Genomic DNA, 14,549 nt, shown 5'->3' with positions numbered 1-14,549 from the left:
ACCTAACCCCAGCCCTCCACCGAGCCCATCCGGCGCGCGGCGGGCTTGACGTGGGCCAGGGTGTCGACAGCGGCGCCGGCCGGCTGCTCGGGGGTCTCGGCGGGGGCGCCGTAGAACCAGCCCTGGGCGAAGTCGACGCCGGCGCGGCGCACGGCCTCCTCGGCGTTGGCGTTCTCCACCATCTCGGCCAGGGTCTTGACCCCGAGCTCCGAGCACATGGTCACCAGGTGGCGGATGAAGTTGGCGTCGCGCCCGCCGTGCTGCAGCTCGCGGATGTAGCGGCCGTCGATCTTGACGATGTCCAGGGTGAGCTGCTGCAGATAGGCCAGCGAGGCCGCCCCGGCGCCGAAATCGTCCAGGCAGATCAGGCAGCCCTCGGAGCGCAGGGCCTTCAGGTGGCGGTCGGCGACGGCGAGGTCGTCGATGGCCGCGCTCTCGGTGATCTCGAACAGCAGCCGGCCGCAGGCCTCGGGGGTCCTGGCGAGCATCGACTTGACCGCCTCGACAAAGGCCGGGCTGCCGATGGTGCGCCCGGAGATGTTGGCCGCCAGCTTCAGCTTCGGATCGGCGACGAGCCTGGCGATCGTCTGTTCGACCACGGCGATGTCCAGGGGCTCGATCAGGTCCAGCTCCTCGGCCATGCGGATCATCGGGAAGGGGCTGGCGTTGTCGCCGAACCGGACCAGGACCTCATGATGGTGCAGGGCGGCGTTGGCCTTGAGGTTCACCACCGGCTGGAAGACCAGCTTGAAGCGCTTCTCGTTGACCGCCTCGCCCAGGGCGCCGACATCCACCAGGGTGCGCTGCACCGAGCGGCTGACCGCCTCGTCGAGGGTCAGGGACGGCTCGGCGTCCATGCCCTCCTTGATGAAGCTGTCGAGCGAGAAGCGCAGCGCGCGCAGGACCTGGCCGGGCGCGGCGTCGCCCATCAGGCTCATGGCGCGGGCCTGCGGCGCCACGCCGTGCTTGGGGTCTATGGCCACCAGCTTGATCAATCGCTGGACCAGGGCGTCGACGCCGTCGCCCTTCTGGCGGACCACGGCGAAGCGGTCATGGCCCAGGTCGGCCGCGCCGCCGCCGCCGTGCGACTGGGCGCGCAGCGCGCCGTTCAGCCGCTGGTCGAGCGCCGCGGCCGCCTCGGGGCTGAGCAGCTTCTTCAGCGCGCCCAGGCCGCCCAGTTCGATCAGCGCCAGCTCCAGCTCCTGGCCGGTGGCCCGCGCCGTGGCGATCAGGGCCGCGGTGGCGGCCTCGAAGGAGTTCTTGTCGTGCAGGCCGTGCATGACCTTGGCCACCGCGCGACTGAAGGCGCAGGAGATCGCGCCGTCATTGCCCGGCATCCGGAAGGCGGTGAACGAGGCGGCGCGCTCGCTGGCGCCGGCCGAACCGGCCAGGGTCACCACCACCGGTCCGCCGCGCCCGCCGTCCTTGAGGCCCGAAAGCAGGGCCTCGACCATGGGACGGTCGCGGGGGTCGATGAAGTCGCGCCAGGCGCGGCCGACCAGGGCGGTCTCGGCGGAGCCCGACAGGGCCTCGCTGGCGCCGATCGCGAACCCGATCTTGCCCTCCGGGGCGATCTCCAGCAGGAGGTCGGCGCTCGCGAAGGCGAAACCGAGCAGTCGTTGCGGGCTGAGCTGCAAGGCGGCTCTCCATGCGATACAGCCAACACCTTGTTCCGACTGGCCTTAATTTGGCGTTGAGAATGTTCGCGCTCGACCCTGGCGACAGGCTCGTCCCGTTGCGGCTATAGCTCGTCCATGCGCGACCGCCTGACCGCCCGTGTGCTGCTGTTCGACGCGGCGGGATCCATCCTGCTCATGCGCGGCCGCATGCCGGGCGGGCGGCCCTCCAGTTCGGCCTGGCATACGCCGGGCGGCGGCGTCGACCCGGGCGAGACCCTGATCGATGCCGTCCATCGCGAGGTCGTCGAGGAGACCGGGTTCACGCAGATCGAGCTCGGTCCGGTGGTCTGGACGCGCAGCGGGGAGGGGAATCTCGTCACCGGCGAGCGGGTCATGTTCCGGGAAAGCTATTTCGTCGCCCGCTGCCCCGGCGGCGAGCCCTGTCGCGACGGCTGGGCCGACTACGAGACCGAGCTGATCGACGACGTACGCTGGTGGACGATGGCGCAGCTCGCGGGCCTGACCGAGAAGATCTATCCCGAACGGTTCCTCGAGCTGATCCCCGCCATCGCCGCCGGCCGCTATCCCGACCCGCCGCTCGATGTCACCATGACGCGGGTCAAGACCTAGGCGAGACTGTCGCTCAGGCGCCGCGCAGAGGCGTTAGGGAAATCCCCATGCTCGCATCGCTGTTCGCCGCCGCCCTCGCCGTCGCCGCCCAGTGCGACCTGGAGGCCCCGTCCGGCGCGCCGAACTGCGAACGCCGCCAGGTCGACACCCTGCGCATCGACCAGATCCAGGCGATCGGCACCCACAACTCCTACAAGCAGGCGATCTCACCCAAGCAGATGGCGATGCTGCGGGCGGTGAACGCCAAGGAGGCGGCCAATATCGACTACGCCCACCCGCCGCTCAGCGACCAGCTCGCCGCCGGCGCCCGCCAGCTCGAGATCGACGTGCTCAACGATCCGCAGGGCGGCCGCTATGCCGACCCGCTGGGCATGAAGATGGCCCCCGACGTCCCCTACGACCTCGCCCCGCTCAAGGGTCCGGGCCTCAAGGTCATGCACGCCCAGGACATCGACTACCGCTCGAGCTGCCCGCTGTTCACCGGTTGCCTGGCCGAGATCCGCGCCTGGTCGAAGGCCCACCCCGACCACGTGCCGCTGCTGATCCTGCTGAACCTCAAGGAGGGCGGGCTGAACGTCCCCGGCGCCGTCCAGGCGGTGACGTTCGACGCCCAGGCGATGGACGCCGTCGACGCCGAGATCCGGTCGGTCTTCGCCCCCGGCGACCTGATCACGCCCGACCAGATCCAGGGTCGCTACGCCACCTTGCGCGACGCCGCGCTCGCCCACGCCTGGCCGACCCTGAAGGCCGCGCGCGGCAAGGTGATGTTCGCCCTCGACGCGCCGCGAAACCAGGTCGACCTCTATCGCGGCGACCGCAAGTCGCTGGAGGGTCGGGTGATGTTCGTCAATATCGACGAGGCCTCGCCCGCCGCCGCCTACATCACCCTGAACGAGCCCAAGGAACAGGCCGCGCGCATCGCCGCGGCGGTCAGGGCGGGCCTCATCGTGCGCACCCGCGCCGACGCCGACACCAACGAGGCCCGCACCGGCGACCGCAGCCGCCAGGAGGCGGCGTTCGCCGCCGGCGCGCAGTACGTCTCCACCGACTACATGAAGCCCGACCCACGCCTTGGCTCCTACGAGGCTCACCTGCCGGGCGGCGGCGTGGCCCGGGTCAGTCCGGCGTCCCGATAGGCAGGTCCGCGGGCGCCTCGACCGGCGGCACGTCCAGCGGCGCCGAGGCGATGTGGCCCGGCGGGGGCGGAGGCGCCTCGGCGACCTCCATGGGGGGCTCGGCCTTCTTGCGCTTGAAGATCTTGCCGACAAAGCCGCCGACCCCATTGCCGACCTTCTTGCCGGCCATGCCAGCGGCGGCGCCGCCCAGCGGTCCGCCGGCCGCGGTCCCGGCGCTGGAGGCGACGATGCCGCCGACCGCCCCGCCCACGGTCTCCAGGAACCCGGGTTTCGCCTTCTCCGGCTTGGGTTCGTCCTGCGCCAAGCCCGTGGCGGGGGCGAGGACCAGGGCGGCCGCGACCCCCAGGCTCATCAGCATTCGCATTGCGTTCCTCCGTACCCGTCGGGGTCCGGAACGCGCTCGGCGCAGGGCGGGTTCTGGCTAAGCTTCGGCGGGCCGTTCGCCCGGATGGCTGGGCAGGTCGTCGGTGATCGGCCACCAGCTCGCCTTGGACGCCACGTAGGCGTGGGAGCCCAGCTCCGCGGCCACCGGCTCGTCCAGGGTTCCGGCGCGCAGTCTCACCACCTCGGGCTTGCTCTTCAGCCGGCTGAACACCGGGCCGCCGCAGCGGCGGCAGAACACCCGCTCCTTGCCCGGCGAGGACTCGTAGGCGGTGAGCTCGGCCTCGCCGCTCAGCAGCGTGAAGTTGGCCGTGGCCACCGGGATATTGGTCCCGAAAGCGCCGCCCTGGGCCTTGCGGCAATCGCCGCAATGACAGGCCTGGATCGGGGCGAGCTCGCCCGCCACCTCGAAACGGACGGCCCGGCAGAGACAGGAGCCAGTGTGCATGGAGGAGGCCTTTCGCGGGTCTGGGCCGGTCATAGCCCTGAGTCTCGCCCGGGCGCTATCGTCCGACGCCGGATCGTCACAGAATGGCGGCAGGATGGGCTCTCGCCATGCGGCGCGGGGAGCTGACCATGGCCCAGGCGGGCGCTTTCCTTTGGGCCTACGCCTTCCGCCAGGGCCTTGCGTCCGCGCTCACCGACCAGGCCCTGGCCGGCCAGGACTGGGTCTGGACCCATTTCCCGCTCAGCGACCAGCGCGCCCGGCTTCATGTGGAACAGCTCACCGAGCTGCCCGCGGCGGCCCGCGACCTGATCCTGCGCGCCGAGCAGAGGGTGCAGATCCAGTTGGCCGGCGACTGGGCCTTCGGCGTCCTGCCCGATTTCGAGCGCGACCTGGACGGGGCGGCGGTAGGCGTGGGGCGGCTGATGTTCGCCATGAGCGCCAAGCGGCTGGTCACCGCGCGCCGCCAGGCCCTGTGCGTGGTCGACGAGGTGCGGCGCGAGGCCGAGCGCGGCGCGGCGCTGGCCTCGCCGGCCGAGGCCGTCATCCGCCTGGTGGAGCGTTATGTGGACCTCGCCGAGGTCCGCCTGCACACCGTCGCGGCGGCGCTGGACCGCATCGAGGACCGCATGCTGGCCGATTCCGGCGAACTGGACGGGGTCAAGCTCGGCCCGTTGCGCCGGGGCCTGTCGCGTGACCATCGGGAGTATCTGGGCCTGCGCAGCGCCCTGCACCGGGCCATGACCCCGCGCGAGGCTCACGTCGTGGCGATCCTGCCCCCGCAGCTCTCGCGCCTGGCGCAGGAGGCCGAGGACCTCGACCGCGAGGCCGCCAGCCTGCAGGAACGCGCCCGCCTGCTGCATGAGGAGCTCGACACCCGCATCACCAGCGCGACCAACCGCAGCATGCGCGCGCTCACCGTCATGTCGAGCCTGCTGATCCCGCCCACCCTGATCGTCGGCGCCTTCGGCATGAACCTGTCGGGCATCCCGTTCGCGCAGGACAGCGCGGGGTTCGCGGCGGCCTCGGCCCTCTGCCTGGCGGTGGTGGGCGGCGCCTGGCTGGTGCTGCGCCGGATGCGGATCATGCCCTAGGTCCGCGGGGCCGTGCCAAGCCCCAATGCAACGCTTGGCGGCCTTGCGCCGTTAATCCAGGTCCCTCCAAGGAGGGAGACCGGATGTTCACAATCGCGCTGGTCGCCCGCAAGGGCGGCTCAGGCAAGACGACGATCGGCGTGCACCTGGCGCTCGCGGCCTTCCTGCGCGGGCTCTACACCCTGGTGGCCGACGCCGATCCGCAGCGCTCGGCCATCGAGGCCCTGCGCGCGCGCCAGTCCCTCGGCCCCGAGCGCACCGGCGTCGCCAGCGCCCGGCTCTATGATCTGCAGATGAGCGCCGTGCGCCAGGGCACGGACGTCATGGTCATCGACACCCCCGCGGGCGTCGCCGAGGAATGCGCCAACGCCATCGTCCTGGCCGACCTCTGCCTGCTGGTGGTCCGCCCCACCTATCTGGACCTGGCCGCGGCCATCGAGTCCGTGGCCATGATCCGGCGCCTGAAGAAGCCCGTGCTGATCGTCGTCAACCAGGCCCCGCCGACGCGGGGCGGCGTGGAGCCGCCCACTGTGCGCCGCGCCCTGCGCGCGCTCGCCGTCCTCAAACAGCCCGTCGCGCCCACCATCATCCGCTCGCGGCTGGTCTACCAGCGCGCCCTGGAGACCGGCTGCTCGGCCGAGGAGACCGGCGACCTGGCCGCCACCCAGGAGATCGCCGAGCTCTGGGCCTATATCCACCACATCGCCTTCCCGCGCCGGGTGGCGGGCTAGACCATTTTCCGCCGACGTAGGCGCCCCGACGTCACGGGTGACATGGCCGCCGCGATGACGTTGACTTGGCGCCGACGCCCGGCCCCGCAGAAGACCGGCGCCGCAGCGTCCAGTCGTTCGGCGGAACGGTGGTGATGATGGAGCGGTTCGATCCCGAACAGGCCCTGGCCCTCATCGAACGCCACCGCGTCACCCACAGCCAGTGGGTGCCGACCATGTTCGTGCGCATGCTGAAGCTGCCGCCGCAGGTCCGCGCCCGCCACGACCTCTCCAGCCACCAGGTGGCGATCCACGCCGCGGCCCCCTGTCCGGTGGAGGTCAAGCGCCAGATGATCGCGTGGTGGGGGCCGATCCTCTACGAGTACTACGCCGGCGCCGAGGCCTCGGGCTCGACCTTCATCACCAGCCAGGACTGGCTGGAGCATCCGGGCTCGGTCGGTCGCGCGGCGCTGGGCGTCCTGCACATCTGCGACGAGAACGGCGCGGAGCTGCCGGTCGGCGAGACCGGCCTGGTCTATTTCGAGCGCGAGGCGCCGACCTTCCAGTATCACAACGACCCGGAGAAGACGGCCGCCGCCCGCCACCCCGACCACGCCAACTGGAACGCGCTCGGCGACGTCGGCCACCTGGACGCCGAGGGCTATCTCTACCTGACCGACCGCAAGAGCTTCATGATCATCGCCGGCGGGGTGAACATCTATCCCCAGGCCATCGAGGACGCCCTGGTCACCCATCCCAAGGTCGCCGACGTGGCGGTGTTCGGCGTCCCCGACCCGGAGATGGGCGAGGCGGTCAAGGCGGTGATCGAACCCGCCCCGGGCCAGGCCCCGACCCCGGCGCTGGCTGAAGAACTGCTGGCCTACGCCCGTGCGAAGCTCGCCCGCTACATGGTCCCGCGCTCCATCGACTTCATCGAGGAGATGCCCCGCCTGCCCACCGGCAAGCTCTACAAGCGCCTGCTCCGCGACAAGTACTGGGAAGGCCGCCAGATCTGAGCGTCGGCTGCTGACACCATGCCGTCAGCAGCCCTTGGCATAGTGGCGCCTTGGACAAGGACGAGGCGCGCATGATCCGGGGAAGCTGCTGCTGCGGGGCCGTGAGGTTCGAACTCACCGCGCCGCCCACCATGATGGGGACCTGCCACTGCTCGCGGTGCCGCAAGCTGGGCGCCTCGACATTCGTCTTCGTCCGCCGCGAGGACTTCCGGTGGCTGGAAGGGCGCGACAGCGTCGTCCGCTACGCGCCGGAGCCGCCCTTCACCTATGCCCGCTGCTTCTGCCGGGCCTGCGGCACGGCGCTCGGCGAGATCGAGTCCGAGCACGACAGCTTCCCGGTCGCCGCCAACTGCCTCGACGACGATCCGGTGGTCCGCAACCGCTTCCACGAGTTCGTCGCCGACAAGCCCGCCTGGTACGAGATTTGCGACGCCGCCAAGCAGTTCCCCGGCCATCCGGTCAGGGCCTCCGAGAGCTGAGCGAGCGCACGTTTCTCCATGAGGCGCTCGCGCTCGGGCGCAAGGCCGGCGACGTCATCGTCCAGGAAGGCTAGGACTCGGCCATGACCACGCCCCACCAGCGCGCGGAAGCCGAGCTCACCGCCTACGGCCTGACCCTGCCGGAAACCGAGGTGGGCCTGGCCTGGGCCTTCAACCGCGTCGTTCGCGTCCGCGGCAAGATGTTCGTCATCTTCAGCGACAAGGCCCAGGCCAAGGACGAGCTGACGGTCATCGTCAAGCTGCCCATCTCCTTCGAGATGGTCCAGGACCTCTGGTTCGTCCGCGAGAGCCGCGGCTGGTACAAGCAGCACGACTGGGTCATCGCCCACTTCGGTCCCGGCGACGACGTCCTGTCCGAGATCCCCACCCTGCAGGGCTGGATGAAGCAGAGCTACGTGGCCATGGCGCCCAAGCGGCTGGGGCGGCTGGTGGAGGGATCGAGCCAAACAGGTGTTTGAAATCTCGACATCGACCTCTAGGGTCACGGCGAGATTCCCCCCAAACCCCCGAGGCCCCATGGATCTGCAGCTCAACGACAAGGTGGTCTTCGTGGCCGGCGGCAGCCGCGGCATCGGGCTGGGCATCGTCGAGGCCTGCCTGGCCGAGGGCGCGCGCGTCGCCTTCGCCGCGCGGGGGGAGGGGCCGCTGATGGCCGAGCGCGACCGCCTGGCCGCCCAGTACGGCGAGGACCGGGTCTGGGTCCGCGCCGGCGACCTGCGCGACAGCGCCGTGCTGAACGAGATGATCGCCGCCATCGAGACCGAGGTCGGGCCCATCTGGGGCGCGGTGGCCAATGTCGGCCTCTATCCCTGCCCGCCGGGCTTCGAGGTGGACGACGAGACCTGGGACGCGGGCTTCGTCCAGAACCTGGATTCCGCCTACCGCCTGGCCCGCGCCGTGCTGAAGCCGATGACCGAGCGCCGCGAAGGCTCCGTGCTGTTCATCAGCTCCATCGCCGGCGGTGCGGCGCTGGGCACCCCGCTCACCTACGGCACGTCGAAGGCCGCCATGAACCACATGGGCAAGGAGCTGGCCGCCCTGGTCGGCCGCCATGGGGTGCGGGTCAACACCATCGCGCCCGGCAACATCATCTTCCCCGGCGGCGACTGGGAGACCCGTTCGGAGGGCCCGGGCGGCGAGAAGATCCTGCGCTGGATCAACCGCGAAGTGCCCCTGAAGCGCTTCGGCGCCCCCCACGAGATCGGCGTCGCCGCGGCTTTCCTGCTGAGCCCCGTGGCCAGCTTCGTCACCGGCGTGGTCCTGCCCGTCGACGGCGGCCAGACCAAGTAAGCTACGGCCGTCCGCCGGCCACCGGCGGCAGCCTGGCGACGGGATTGCCCTCGTAGATGAAGCGCACGACCTTGCCGGACGCGTCGCGCACGAAGCGGAATTCGTCGGCCTCGCTGCCGTCGTCGCGCACCCGCCGGAAGACGTCGCCGCCCTTGGGCTTGAGGAGCTGAAGCTCCGCGGCCGGGGCGCTCGAGGGCAGGACCACATAGGCCAGCCCCCCGGCCCAGGGGACCATCACCGACTCCGCCGCATAGGGCTGTTCGGAATAGCGCCCCGCATAGGCCTCCAGGTCGACGGCGGGCAGGGCGCCCTCGAATTCAAAGCCCTTGCGCTTGTCCAGCAGCGCGAAGATCCCCTCCGCCCAGGGCTCCGGCGACTCCGAGGCGTTGTTCATCACGATCACCGCGCGGCCGCTCGCGGGCTCCAGGCTCAGCACCGACTGGTGCCCCGGACAGTTGCCTTCGTGCCCGACGAAGGTCTGCCCGCCCCGGGTCGAGATGGCGAAGCCCAGCCCCCGGGTCCGCTTGGAGGCGGGATCGACGAACTGCACCCGCTGCATCTCGCGCAGGGTCGACGCCTTGAGCACCTCGGCCGACCCCGTGCGCAGCAGCCGAAGCTGCCAGGCCGCGAACCGCGCCAGGTCCTCGACGGTGGAGGTGTAGCCCGCCGCCGGCGTGATCGCCCGCGCATCGAAGGCCGCCAGCCGGTCGCGTGAGCCGTCCCGCTTGCGCGCCCCATAGCCCACCGCCAGCCGCACGCCCTGCAGCGCCGTGGGCATGGAGGTCCGCGTGTCCGCCAGCCCCAGGGGGCCAAGCACCTGGCCCTGCATGTAGTCGCCATAGGCCTGGCCGGAGACCGCCTCGACCGTCTCGCCCACCAGGGTCAGGCCGAGGTTGCTGTAGCGGTAGTAGCGCGACGCCGGACCGGCCGAGGCCTGAGCGCCGACCGCCCCTCGCAGCTGCGCCTGGGTGGGAAAGGTGAAGTCCGGCGCGGTCCAATAGGGGAGGTCGGCGTCGCGCGGCAGGCCGCCGGAATGGCTGAGCACGGCGCGCAGGGTGATCGGCCCGCTGTCGGCCTCCGCGGACGTCAGCTTCGCCCAGGGCAGGTAGGTCGTCACCGGCTCGTCGAGCCGCACCTTGCCGGCCTCGTAGAGCTGCATCACCGCCACCGAGGTGAACAGCTTGGAGATCGAGCAGATCGAATAGATGGTCCGCGGCGTGGCGGCCACCTTGTGGGCGGCGTCCAGCGTCCCGTAGCCCCGCGCCCAGACCAACCGCTCGTCGGCCACCACCCCCGCTGAGATCGCCGGGATGTTCTGATAGGCCGCGATGCTCTCCAGCCAGGCGTCGGCCAGGCGCAGGGCCTCGGCCTGTTCGACCGCGCGCGGCGCGGATTGCGGGAACGCCGGCCCCACGGCCGCCAGCCAGGCCAGGGCCACCCCGATCGAGCGTCCGAACGCGGTCTTGATCTTCATGTGCCCGGCCCCCGACGCCACCCTAGGCGTCGCAATCGGCGCGGTCACCGCCTTTGGCGCCAGGGCTGTCGCATATGCCCGATGGCTCTAATTCGGGGACACTATACTAATTTCTCGGCGCTCGGCTTCCGCCCTCGTTTCTGAGGCGCCAGGGCTCGGCCCAGCCGACGCTCCAGGTCGGCGGTGAAGTCAGCCGATCCCAGCGGCCTCCCGGTGCGCTCGCCGCGCTGCAGCGCCCGGTGTTCGGCCTCGCTCAAGCCGGCGTCCAGGAACTCCGTCCAGTCCGGCGCCATGCCCAACAGCGGCGCCGTCGCCACCAGCCCGTCGTCGCGCCCGGCCAGGTGCGCCCGGGCGCTGGACCAGGGCCAGTCGGCCGCCGCGTCCACCAGCCTCGCCCGCACGGGATTGAGCTCCACATACCGGGGGCTCCTAATTCGGGGACACTATACTAATTTCTCGCCCCTCGGCTTCCGTCCTCGTTTCTGAGGCGCCAAGGGTCGACCCAACTGGCGCTCCAGGTCGGCCGTGAAGTCCGCCGACCCAAGCGGCCGTCCTGTACGCTCGCCGCCCCGGATCGCTCGATGCTCGACCTCGTCCAGCCCGGCCCCGAGGAATTCTGGCCAGTCCGGCGCCATGCCCAGCAGCGGCGCGGTCGCCACCAGCCCGTCGTCGCGGCCGGCCAGGTGCGCCCTGGCGCTGGACCAGGGCCAGTCGGCCGCCGCCGCCGCCAGCCCGGCGCGCACGGGATTGAGCTCCACATACCGCGCGCAGGCCAGCAGGTGCGCCCCGTCCATGGGGACCGAGGCGAACCGCCCCTGCCACAGATAGCCCGTCCAGCCCTCGCGCTCATTGATCCGGCGGGAGTAGCGCCGGTGCGTCTCCGCCAGCGCCGCGCGCAGGCCGTCCTCGCTGGAGGGGACCAGGATCAGATGGACGTGGTTGGGCATCAGGCAATAGCCCCAGACTTCCACCCCCGCCGCGCGGCAGCCCTCCGCCAGCAGGTCGCGATAGACCGCGTAGTCCGCATCGGAGAAGAAGGTCGTCTGGCGGCGGTTGCCCCGCTGGGTGACGTGATGCGCCACGCCGGGCGCTACGACTCGAGCCAGCCTTGCCATGGGGCGAACTTGGCGCGCGGGAGGTGGGGAGTCAAATTAGTATAGTGTCCCCGAAATTCCCGAGGCCTCCACAGAATCCCCCTCGCGCGCCATAAGTACCCTATGGATCCAAGAGCCATTGAGCAGGCGCATGAGCAGTTGGAACGCGCCCGGCACGCTTCCAAGCTCTTGCGAAGCTTGAGCGAGAAGGCGTGGAAGAATGATCTGAATGCGCAGCGAAATGCTTGGGCGGACATCCTCGAACACGGTCGTCGAGCGTTGGTCCTGCTCGAGATGGGCGCAAGGGGCAGCGCTGGGAACGGTTGGTTCGGAGGCGTCAAACATGTCGTCAAGAACGACGATCTGCTTCGGTATCTTGGCCAAGCGCGTGACGCCCAAAGTCATGGATTGCGCAGGGTTGTCGACGCGGAGCCCGGACATATTGAGATCACCGCCCACTCAATTGGCGACTTCGCCATGCAATTCCACGTGGATGGGGACGGCCAGATCAGCGTCACCCCAACGGCGGGGGTAGTGACTGGTTACTCGCGCACGCGAATTGAATTGAAGCCAGTTCGAACTCGGAGCGGCGAGTATCCAGTGCCAGAAACGCACTTGGGCAATCCAATCTCCGACCGGAGTGTCGCGGGCTTGGCCGAGGCCTACGTCGATTTCTTAGACGAGGTCATAGCAAAGGCGACTACCTTCAAGCCTAGCAATTCGGACCTAACTTGACTTGGCACCACGCTGGCTACCCGTCATCGCCGTCTGCCGAAAATGCGCCCTGGCGCGGCGGTTGCCCCGGTGGGTGACGTGAATTCGCGTGAATTCGGGGACACTATACTTAATTCGTATCTGCGCTTCGGCTTGAACCTGAGTCAGCGCTGCACGTACGCTGAGCATGCTCGAATTAAGTATAGTGTCCCCGAAATCCCCCCGGACACATCCATGCGCGGCTCAAGCGCACGGGACACTTCTGGCAGGGGCGCTTCGGTTGCGTGTCGATGGACGAGGCGCATCTGGGGGCCGCCCTGCGCTATGTGGCGCTCAACCCGGTTCGGGCGCGGCTGACCGAGCGGGCGGTCGACTGGCCCTGGCCCAGCGTGCAGGTCCAGCTGGGCCAGGTCGCCGACGACGGCTTGACCGCGCGCGAGCCGGTGCTGTCGCGCTATCCGAACTTCGCCGAGCTGATCGCGGCGGAGGAGGGCGAGGCCCTGTCCCAGCGGCTGCGCCGCGCCGAGACCATCGGTCGGCCCCTGGGGGGCGAGGCGTTCATCGCGGGCCTGGAGCGCGAGAGCGGCCGGTCGTTCAGGCCAGGCAAGCGAGGACCCGCGGCGAAGGCGGCGGGCGCTGAATAGAATGCACTGTCACCGTAACCGCGATTCAGCACTGCACCTGCGCCGAGCGCGCTCGAATTACGTATAGTGTCCCCAAAATTCCCGAATTATCCCTGCCATCAAATCAGTACGCGTCGGACCGCAGGTTTTTGGACGCCGCCAGCTTGGATCAACGGCGTCAGACTTGAAGTGACCAGCATCGCTGTCAGCTGGAAGCGGTTGCGGTTGTCGGCGAGGTTTTCGGCCAAATTTTCAATGTAGCTTCTGGGCGAAATGCTCCTGTCCGCTGACTCTTCGCCCTGAGGAAAAAGGTGGCGCTCTACAAGCTCAAGCTCCAGGCATTCCGGCCCTACAAGAGGGTGTTTGAAATCGGCGACTTCGAGGTTGTGCGCGAACAAGTTGCGCACTCTCCCGAGCCGCTGGCAGTCGCGAAGCGCTCGGTCAGAAATGATGCCGAAGGCGTACGCCATCTTGGTTTGGGTGTCGTAGCCCGCGAGAGCCCCATTTTCTCGGAACAGCCCCTTCTTGGTATTGCCGTCGTTGGGAAACTTCGCCGCAACCATCGTCGCTATTCGAGAGTGAACTAACGCCACGCCCACGATGGCCGCCGCGCGCGGAGGTAGCGCGGTAAGTTCTTGGATGGCGACGGTCTCTGCGTCGCTCTTGGATATCCAAACCATGGACGAACCCTTGCAGGATTCTGACGACCAGGCACGCGATCAGCTACTTCTCCGCACGCTGAAGACGTCGCCACTTTCACGGGGGTCCAATTCGGGGACACTATACTAATTTCTTTGCCGCCAGCTTCCACCTGCGCTTCTGGGGCGTCAATTAGTACAGTGCCCCGAGGTTCCGTGGCGGTCGTCATTCGGCCCTCTGATACTCGCCCATGAAGTGGACGTTCATTCCGTAGGTGCCGATCCAATTTTCCTCGGTGACGAACAACCGGTCCCCGTCGAATGTGAGCGTGACCGTGTGGGGTTCATCGTCGCGTCGCGCGTCATGAGAGTAGCTAATCTCGCCATCGACCAACGTACCGATGAAGCTCATCTCGCCCATGTTTGGCCCATACTCGCGGCCTCTGCCCCACAGCGCAAAGCCCGTGACCGCGTACCGTGGCGAGCCCTCAAGGCCGTCTTCGATTGGCGTGATTTTGATGTCCGCGCTGTCGCTGGCAGTCCCAATGCGGATGAACTGACCGGCATAGGGGTCCTCCTTCGGAACGGTGACGTTCCCGAAGTGGACCTCAAGCGAAAAAGCTTTCCCGATGGCGTCGTGAAGTTCGGATCGGAACTGCTTCACCTCGCCGATGGTTAGGCCCTTCCGCTGGCTTGTACGGCTGTCGTACTCGTCGTGGTGTTCTAGGCAAAGGAAGGCGAGATTGTCTTCAGCGCTGTTTGAGCTGTCGTTATCAACGTGCGCGATCTGACCAGCCTTGAGCGTGGCATCTCGGTTCAAGCCATAGCAAATGCAACACCGGCGTCTCGACTGAACGAGAACGTTGGTCTGCACGCTTGGCGGTATGGGCTTTCGGGCCATCCAGTCTCTTCTTAGCAACAGTCTGCCGCCTGTAAATCGAACTAGGCGCGTAGTGCCCCTCGCGATGCTCGAAGCCAAACCTATCTAGCGGCCGCCGCCTTCATCATTGCATGCGTCAAAACCGGACGCACCCCTTCTGTCGTGCCAAAAAGAACATCTTGTGAACCCAGAACAAACCACGTACGTCTTGTTGCGACGACGGGTTGCGAATTGTTGGGCCGGTCGGGTTGGGTTGACGGAATCATGAAACAAGGAGCGTCCAAGGTGACTGGGCAATCGGCGTT

General features: G+C 68.7%; 19 protein-coding genes. 10 read left to right on the top strand and 9 right to left on the bottom strand.

Annotation, left to right across the window (positions count from 1 at the left end; genetic code table 11):
- Positions 1-2: 2 nt before the first annotated feature.
- On the bottom strand, positions 3-1,637 hold the full coding sequence (locus tag Q8Q77_RS04355) for an EAL domain-containing protein (protein WP_305581545.1): 1,635 nt from the start codon (positions 1,635-1,637) through the stop codon (positions 3-5).
- A 117-nt stretch (positions 1,638-1,754) separates the two neighbouring features.
- On the opposite strand from Q8Q77_RS04355, the gene Q8Q77_RS04350 reads away from it, so the two are divergent.
- Positions 1,755-2,249 (top strand): NUDIX hydrolase, encoded by a 495-nt coding sequence (locus tag Q8Q77_RS04350; protein WP_305581543.1) that lies wholly within the window; start codon positions 1,755-1,757, stop codon positions 2,247-2,249.
- A 47-nt stretch (positions 2,250-2,296) separates the two neighbouring features.
- Positions 2,297-3,385, top strand: coding sequence for a phosphatidylinositol-specific phospholipase C1-like protein (locus Q8Q77_RS04345; protein WP_305581541.1), 1,089 nt, complete (start codon positions 2,297-2,299; stop codon positions 3,383-3,385).
- Here Q8Q77_RS04345 and Q8Q77_RS04340 read toward each other — a convergent pair.
- Positions 3,366-3,749 (bottom strand): hypothetical protein, encoded by a 384-nt coding sequence (locus tag Q8Q77_RS04340; RefSeq protein ID WP_305581539.1) that lies wholly within the window; start codon positions 3,747-3,749, stop codon positions 3,366-3,368. The two genes, Q8Q77_RS04345 and Q8Q77_RS04340, sit on opposite strands and share 20 nt — an antisense overlap.
- A gap of 57 nt (positions 3,750-3,806) precedes the next feature.
- Positions 3,807-4,214, bottom strand: coding sequence for a GFA family protein (locus Q8Q77_RS04335; protein WP_305581537.1), 408 nt, complete (start codon positions 4,212-4,214; stop codon positions 3,807-3,809).
- An 83-nt stretch (positions 4,215-4,297) separates the two neighbouring features.
- Here Q8Q77_RS04335 and Q8Q77_RS04330 point away from each other — a divergent pair, with 83 nt between their 5' ends.
- The 6 genes from Q8Q77_RS04330 (at position 4,298) to Q8Q77_RS04305 (ending at position 8,821) form a co-directional block, all read left to right on the top strand.
- Positions 4,298-5,305 (top strand): CorA family divalent cation transporter, encoded by a 1,008-nt coding sequence (locus Q8Q77_RS04330; RefSeq protein ID WP_305581534.1) that lies wholly within the window; start codon positions 4,298-4,300, stop codon positions 5,303-5,305.
- 83 nt (positions 5,306-5,388) lie between these two features.
- Entirely contained in the window at positions 5,389-6,036 is a 648-nt protein-coding gene (locus Q8Q77_RS04325; protein WP_305581532.1) for a ParA family protein, read from the top strand.
- 65 nt (positions 6,037-6,101) lie between these two features.
- Complete coding sequence (locus Q8Q77_RS04320) at positions 6,102-7,031, top strand: AMP-binding protein (RefSeq protein WP_305581530.1); 930 nt, start codon at positions 6,102-6,104, stop codon at positions 7,029-7,031.
- Positions 7,032-7,102: 71 nt separating this feature from the next.
- The gene (locus Q8Q77_RS04315) at positions 7,103-7,510 is read left to right on the top strand and encodes a GFA family protein (RefSeq protein ID WP_305581528.1); all 408 of its coding nucleotides are present in this window, start codon (positions 7,103-7,105) and stop codon (positions 7,508-7,510) included.
- Between the two features lie 83 nt (positions 7,511-7,593).
- Complete coding sequence (locus tag Q8Q77_RS04310) at positions 7,594-7,989, top strand: MmcQ/YjbR family DNA-binding protein (protein ID WP_305581526.1); 396 nt, start codon at positions 7,594-7,596, stop codon at positions 7,987-7,989.
- Positions 7,990-8,047: 58 nt separating this feature from the next.
- Entirely contained in the window at positions 8,048-8,821 is a 774-nt protein-coding gene (locus Q8Q77_RS04305) for an SDR family NAD(P)-dependent oxidoreductase (protein WP_305581524.1), read from the top strand.
- 1 nt (position 8,822) lies between these two features.
- Here Q8Q77_RS04305 and Q8Q77_RS04300 read toward each other — a convergent pair whose 3' ends face one another.
- From Q8Q77_RS04300 to Q8Q77_RS04290, 3 genes are all read right to left on the bottom strand, one after another.
- Positions 8,823-10,295 (bottom strand): serine hydrolase, encoded by a 1,473-nt coding sequence (locus Q8Q77_RS04300; protein ID WP_305581522.1) that lies wholly within the window; start codon positions 10,293-10,295, stop codon positions 8,823-8,825.
- A gap of 101 nt (positions 10,296-10,396) precedes the next feature.
- A complete protein-coding gene (locus Q8Q77_RS04295; protein ID WP_305581520.1) occupies positions 10,397-10,711 on the bottom strand; it encodes a hypothetical protein in 315 nt (104 codons plus the stop codon).
- Positions 10,712-10,738: 27 nt separating this feature from the next.
- Complete coding sequence (locus tag Q8Q77_RS04290) at positions 10,739-11,377, bottom strand: transposase (RefSeq protein ID WP_305581518.1); 639 nt, start codon at positions 11,375-11,377, stop codon at positions 10,739-10,741.
- Between the two features lie 135 nt (positions 11,378-11,512).
- Between Q8Q77_RS04290 and Q8Q77_RS04285 the strand changes: the two genes are divergently transcribed.
- Both Q8Q77_RS04285 and Q8Q77_RS04280 read left to right on the top strand, forming a co-directional pair.
- Positions 11,513-12,124: a hypothetical protein gene (locus Q8Q77_RS04285; protein WP_305581516.1), complete on the top strand. Its 612-nt coding sequence runs from the start codon at positions 11,513-11,515 to the stop codon at positions 12,122-12,124.
- Positions 12,125-12,387: 263 nt separating this feature from the next.
- On the top strand, positions 12,388-12,747 hold the full coding sequence (locus tag Q8Q77_RS04280) for a hypothetical protein (protein WP_305581514.1): 360 nt from the start codon (positions 12,388-12,390) through the stop codon (positions 12,745-12,747).
- 98 nt (positions 12,748-12,845) lie between these two features.
- On the opposite strand, the gene Q8Q77_RS04275 is transcribed toward Q8Q77_RS04280, so the two are convergent.
- The 3 genes from Q8Q77_RS04275 to Q8Q77_RS04265 all read right to left on the bottom strand — a co-directional run.
- Entirely contained in the window at positions 12,846-13,406 is a 561-nt protein-coding gene (locus Q8Q77_RS04275) for an MltR family transcriptional regulator (protein WP_305581512.1), read from the bottom strand.
- Positions 13,407-13,590: 184 nt separating this feature from the next.
- Positions 13,591-14,265, bottom strand: a complete 675-nt coding sequence (locus Q8Q77_RS04270; protein ID WP_305581510.1) for a hypothetical protein — start codon at positions 14,263-14,265, stop codon at positions 13,591-13,593.
- 80 nt (positions 14,266-14,345) lie between these two features.
- Positions 14,346-14,549 (bottom strand): hypothetical protein (locus Q8Q77_RS04265; protein WP_305581508.1); only part of this gene is annotated, 204 nt, incomplete at its 5' end.

The organism is Phenylobacterium sp. (genome assembly GCF_030698145.1).
In the GTDB taxonomy this organism is placed as follows: Bacteria; Pseudomonadota; Alphaproteobacteria; order Caulobacterales; family Caulobacteraceae; genus Phenylobacterium.
The sequence above is the reverse complement of the archived record's forward strand: the minus strand, read 5'-3'. Positions and strand labels throughout refer to the sequence as shown.

Coding starts and splice junctions, on each gene's coding strand:
- Q8Q77_RS04285 (WP_305581516.1), top strand. CDS start 11,513: ATGGATCCAAGAGCCATTGAGCAGGCGCATGAGCAGTTGGAACGCGCC.
- Q8Q77_RS04330 (WP_305581534.1), top strand. CDS start 4,298: ATGGCGGCAGGATGGGCTCTCGCCATGCGGCGCGGGGAGCTGACCATG.
- Q8Q77_RS04300 (WP_305581522.1), bottom strand. CDS start 10,295: ATGAAGATCAAGACCGCGTTCGGACGCTCGATCGGGGTGGCCCTGGCC.
- Q8Q77_RS04335 (WP_305581537.1), bottom strand. CDS start 4,214: ATGCACACTGGCTCCTGTCTCTGCCGGGCCGTCCGTTTCGAGGTGGCG.
- Q8Q77_RS04345 (WP_305581541.1), top strand. CDS start 2,297: ATGCTCGCATCGCTGTTCGCCGCCGCCCTCGCCGTCGCCGCCCAGTGC.
- Q8Q77_RS04350 (WP_305581543.1), top strand. CDS start 1,755: ATGCGCGACCGCCTGACCGCCCGTGTGCTGCTGTTCGACGCGGCGGGA.
- Q8Q77_RS04325 (WP_305581532.1), top strand. CDS start 5,389: ATGTTCACAATCGCGCTGGTCGCCCGCAAGGGCGGCTCAGGCAAGACG.
- Q8Q77_RS04315 (WP_305581528.1), top strand. CDS start 7,103: ATGATCCGGGGAAGCTGCTGCTGCGGGGCCGTGAGGTTCGAACTCACC.
- Q8Q77_RS04310 (WP_305581526.1), top strand. CDS start 7,594: ATGACCACGCCCCACCAGCGCGCGGAAGCCGAGCTCACCGCCTACGGC.
- Q8Q77_RS04305 (WP_305581524.1), top strand. CDS start 8,048: ATGGATCTGCAGCTCAACGACAAGGTGGTCTTCGTGGCCGGCGGCAGC.
- Q8Q77_RS04275 (WP_305581512.1), bottom strand. CDS start 13,406: ATGGTTTGGATATCCAAGAGCGACGCAGAGACCGTCGCCATCCAAGAA.
- Q8Q77_RS04270 (WP_305581510.1), bottom strand. CDS start 14,265: ATGGCCCGAAAGCCCATACCGCCAAGCGTGCAGACCAACGTTCTCGTT.
- Q8Q77_RS04340 (WP_305581539.1), bottom strand. CDS start 3,749: ATGCGAATGCTGATGAGCCTGGGGGTCGCGGCCGCCCTGGTCCTCGCC.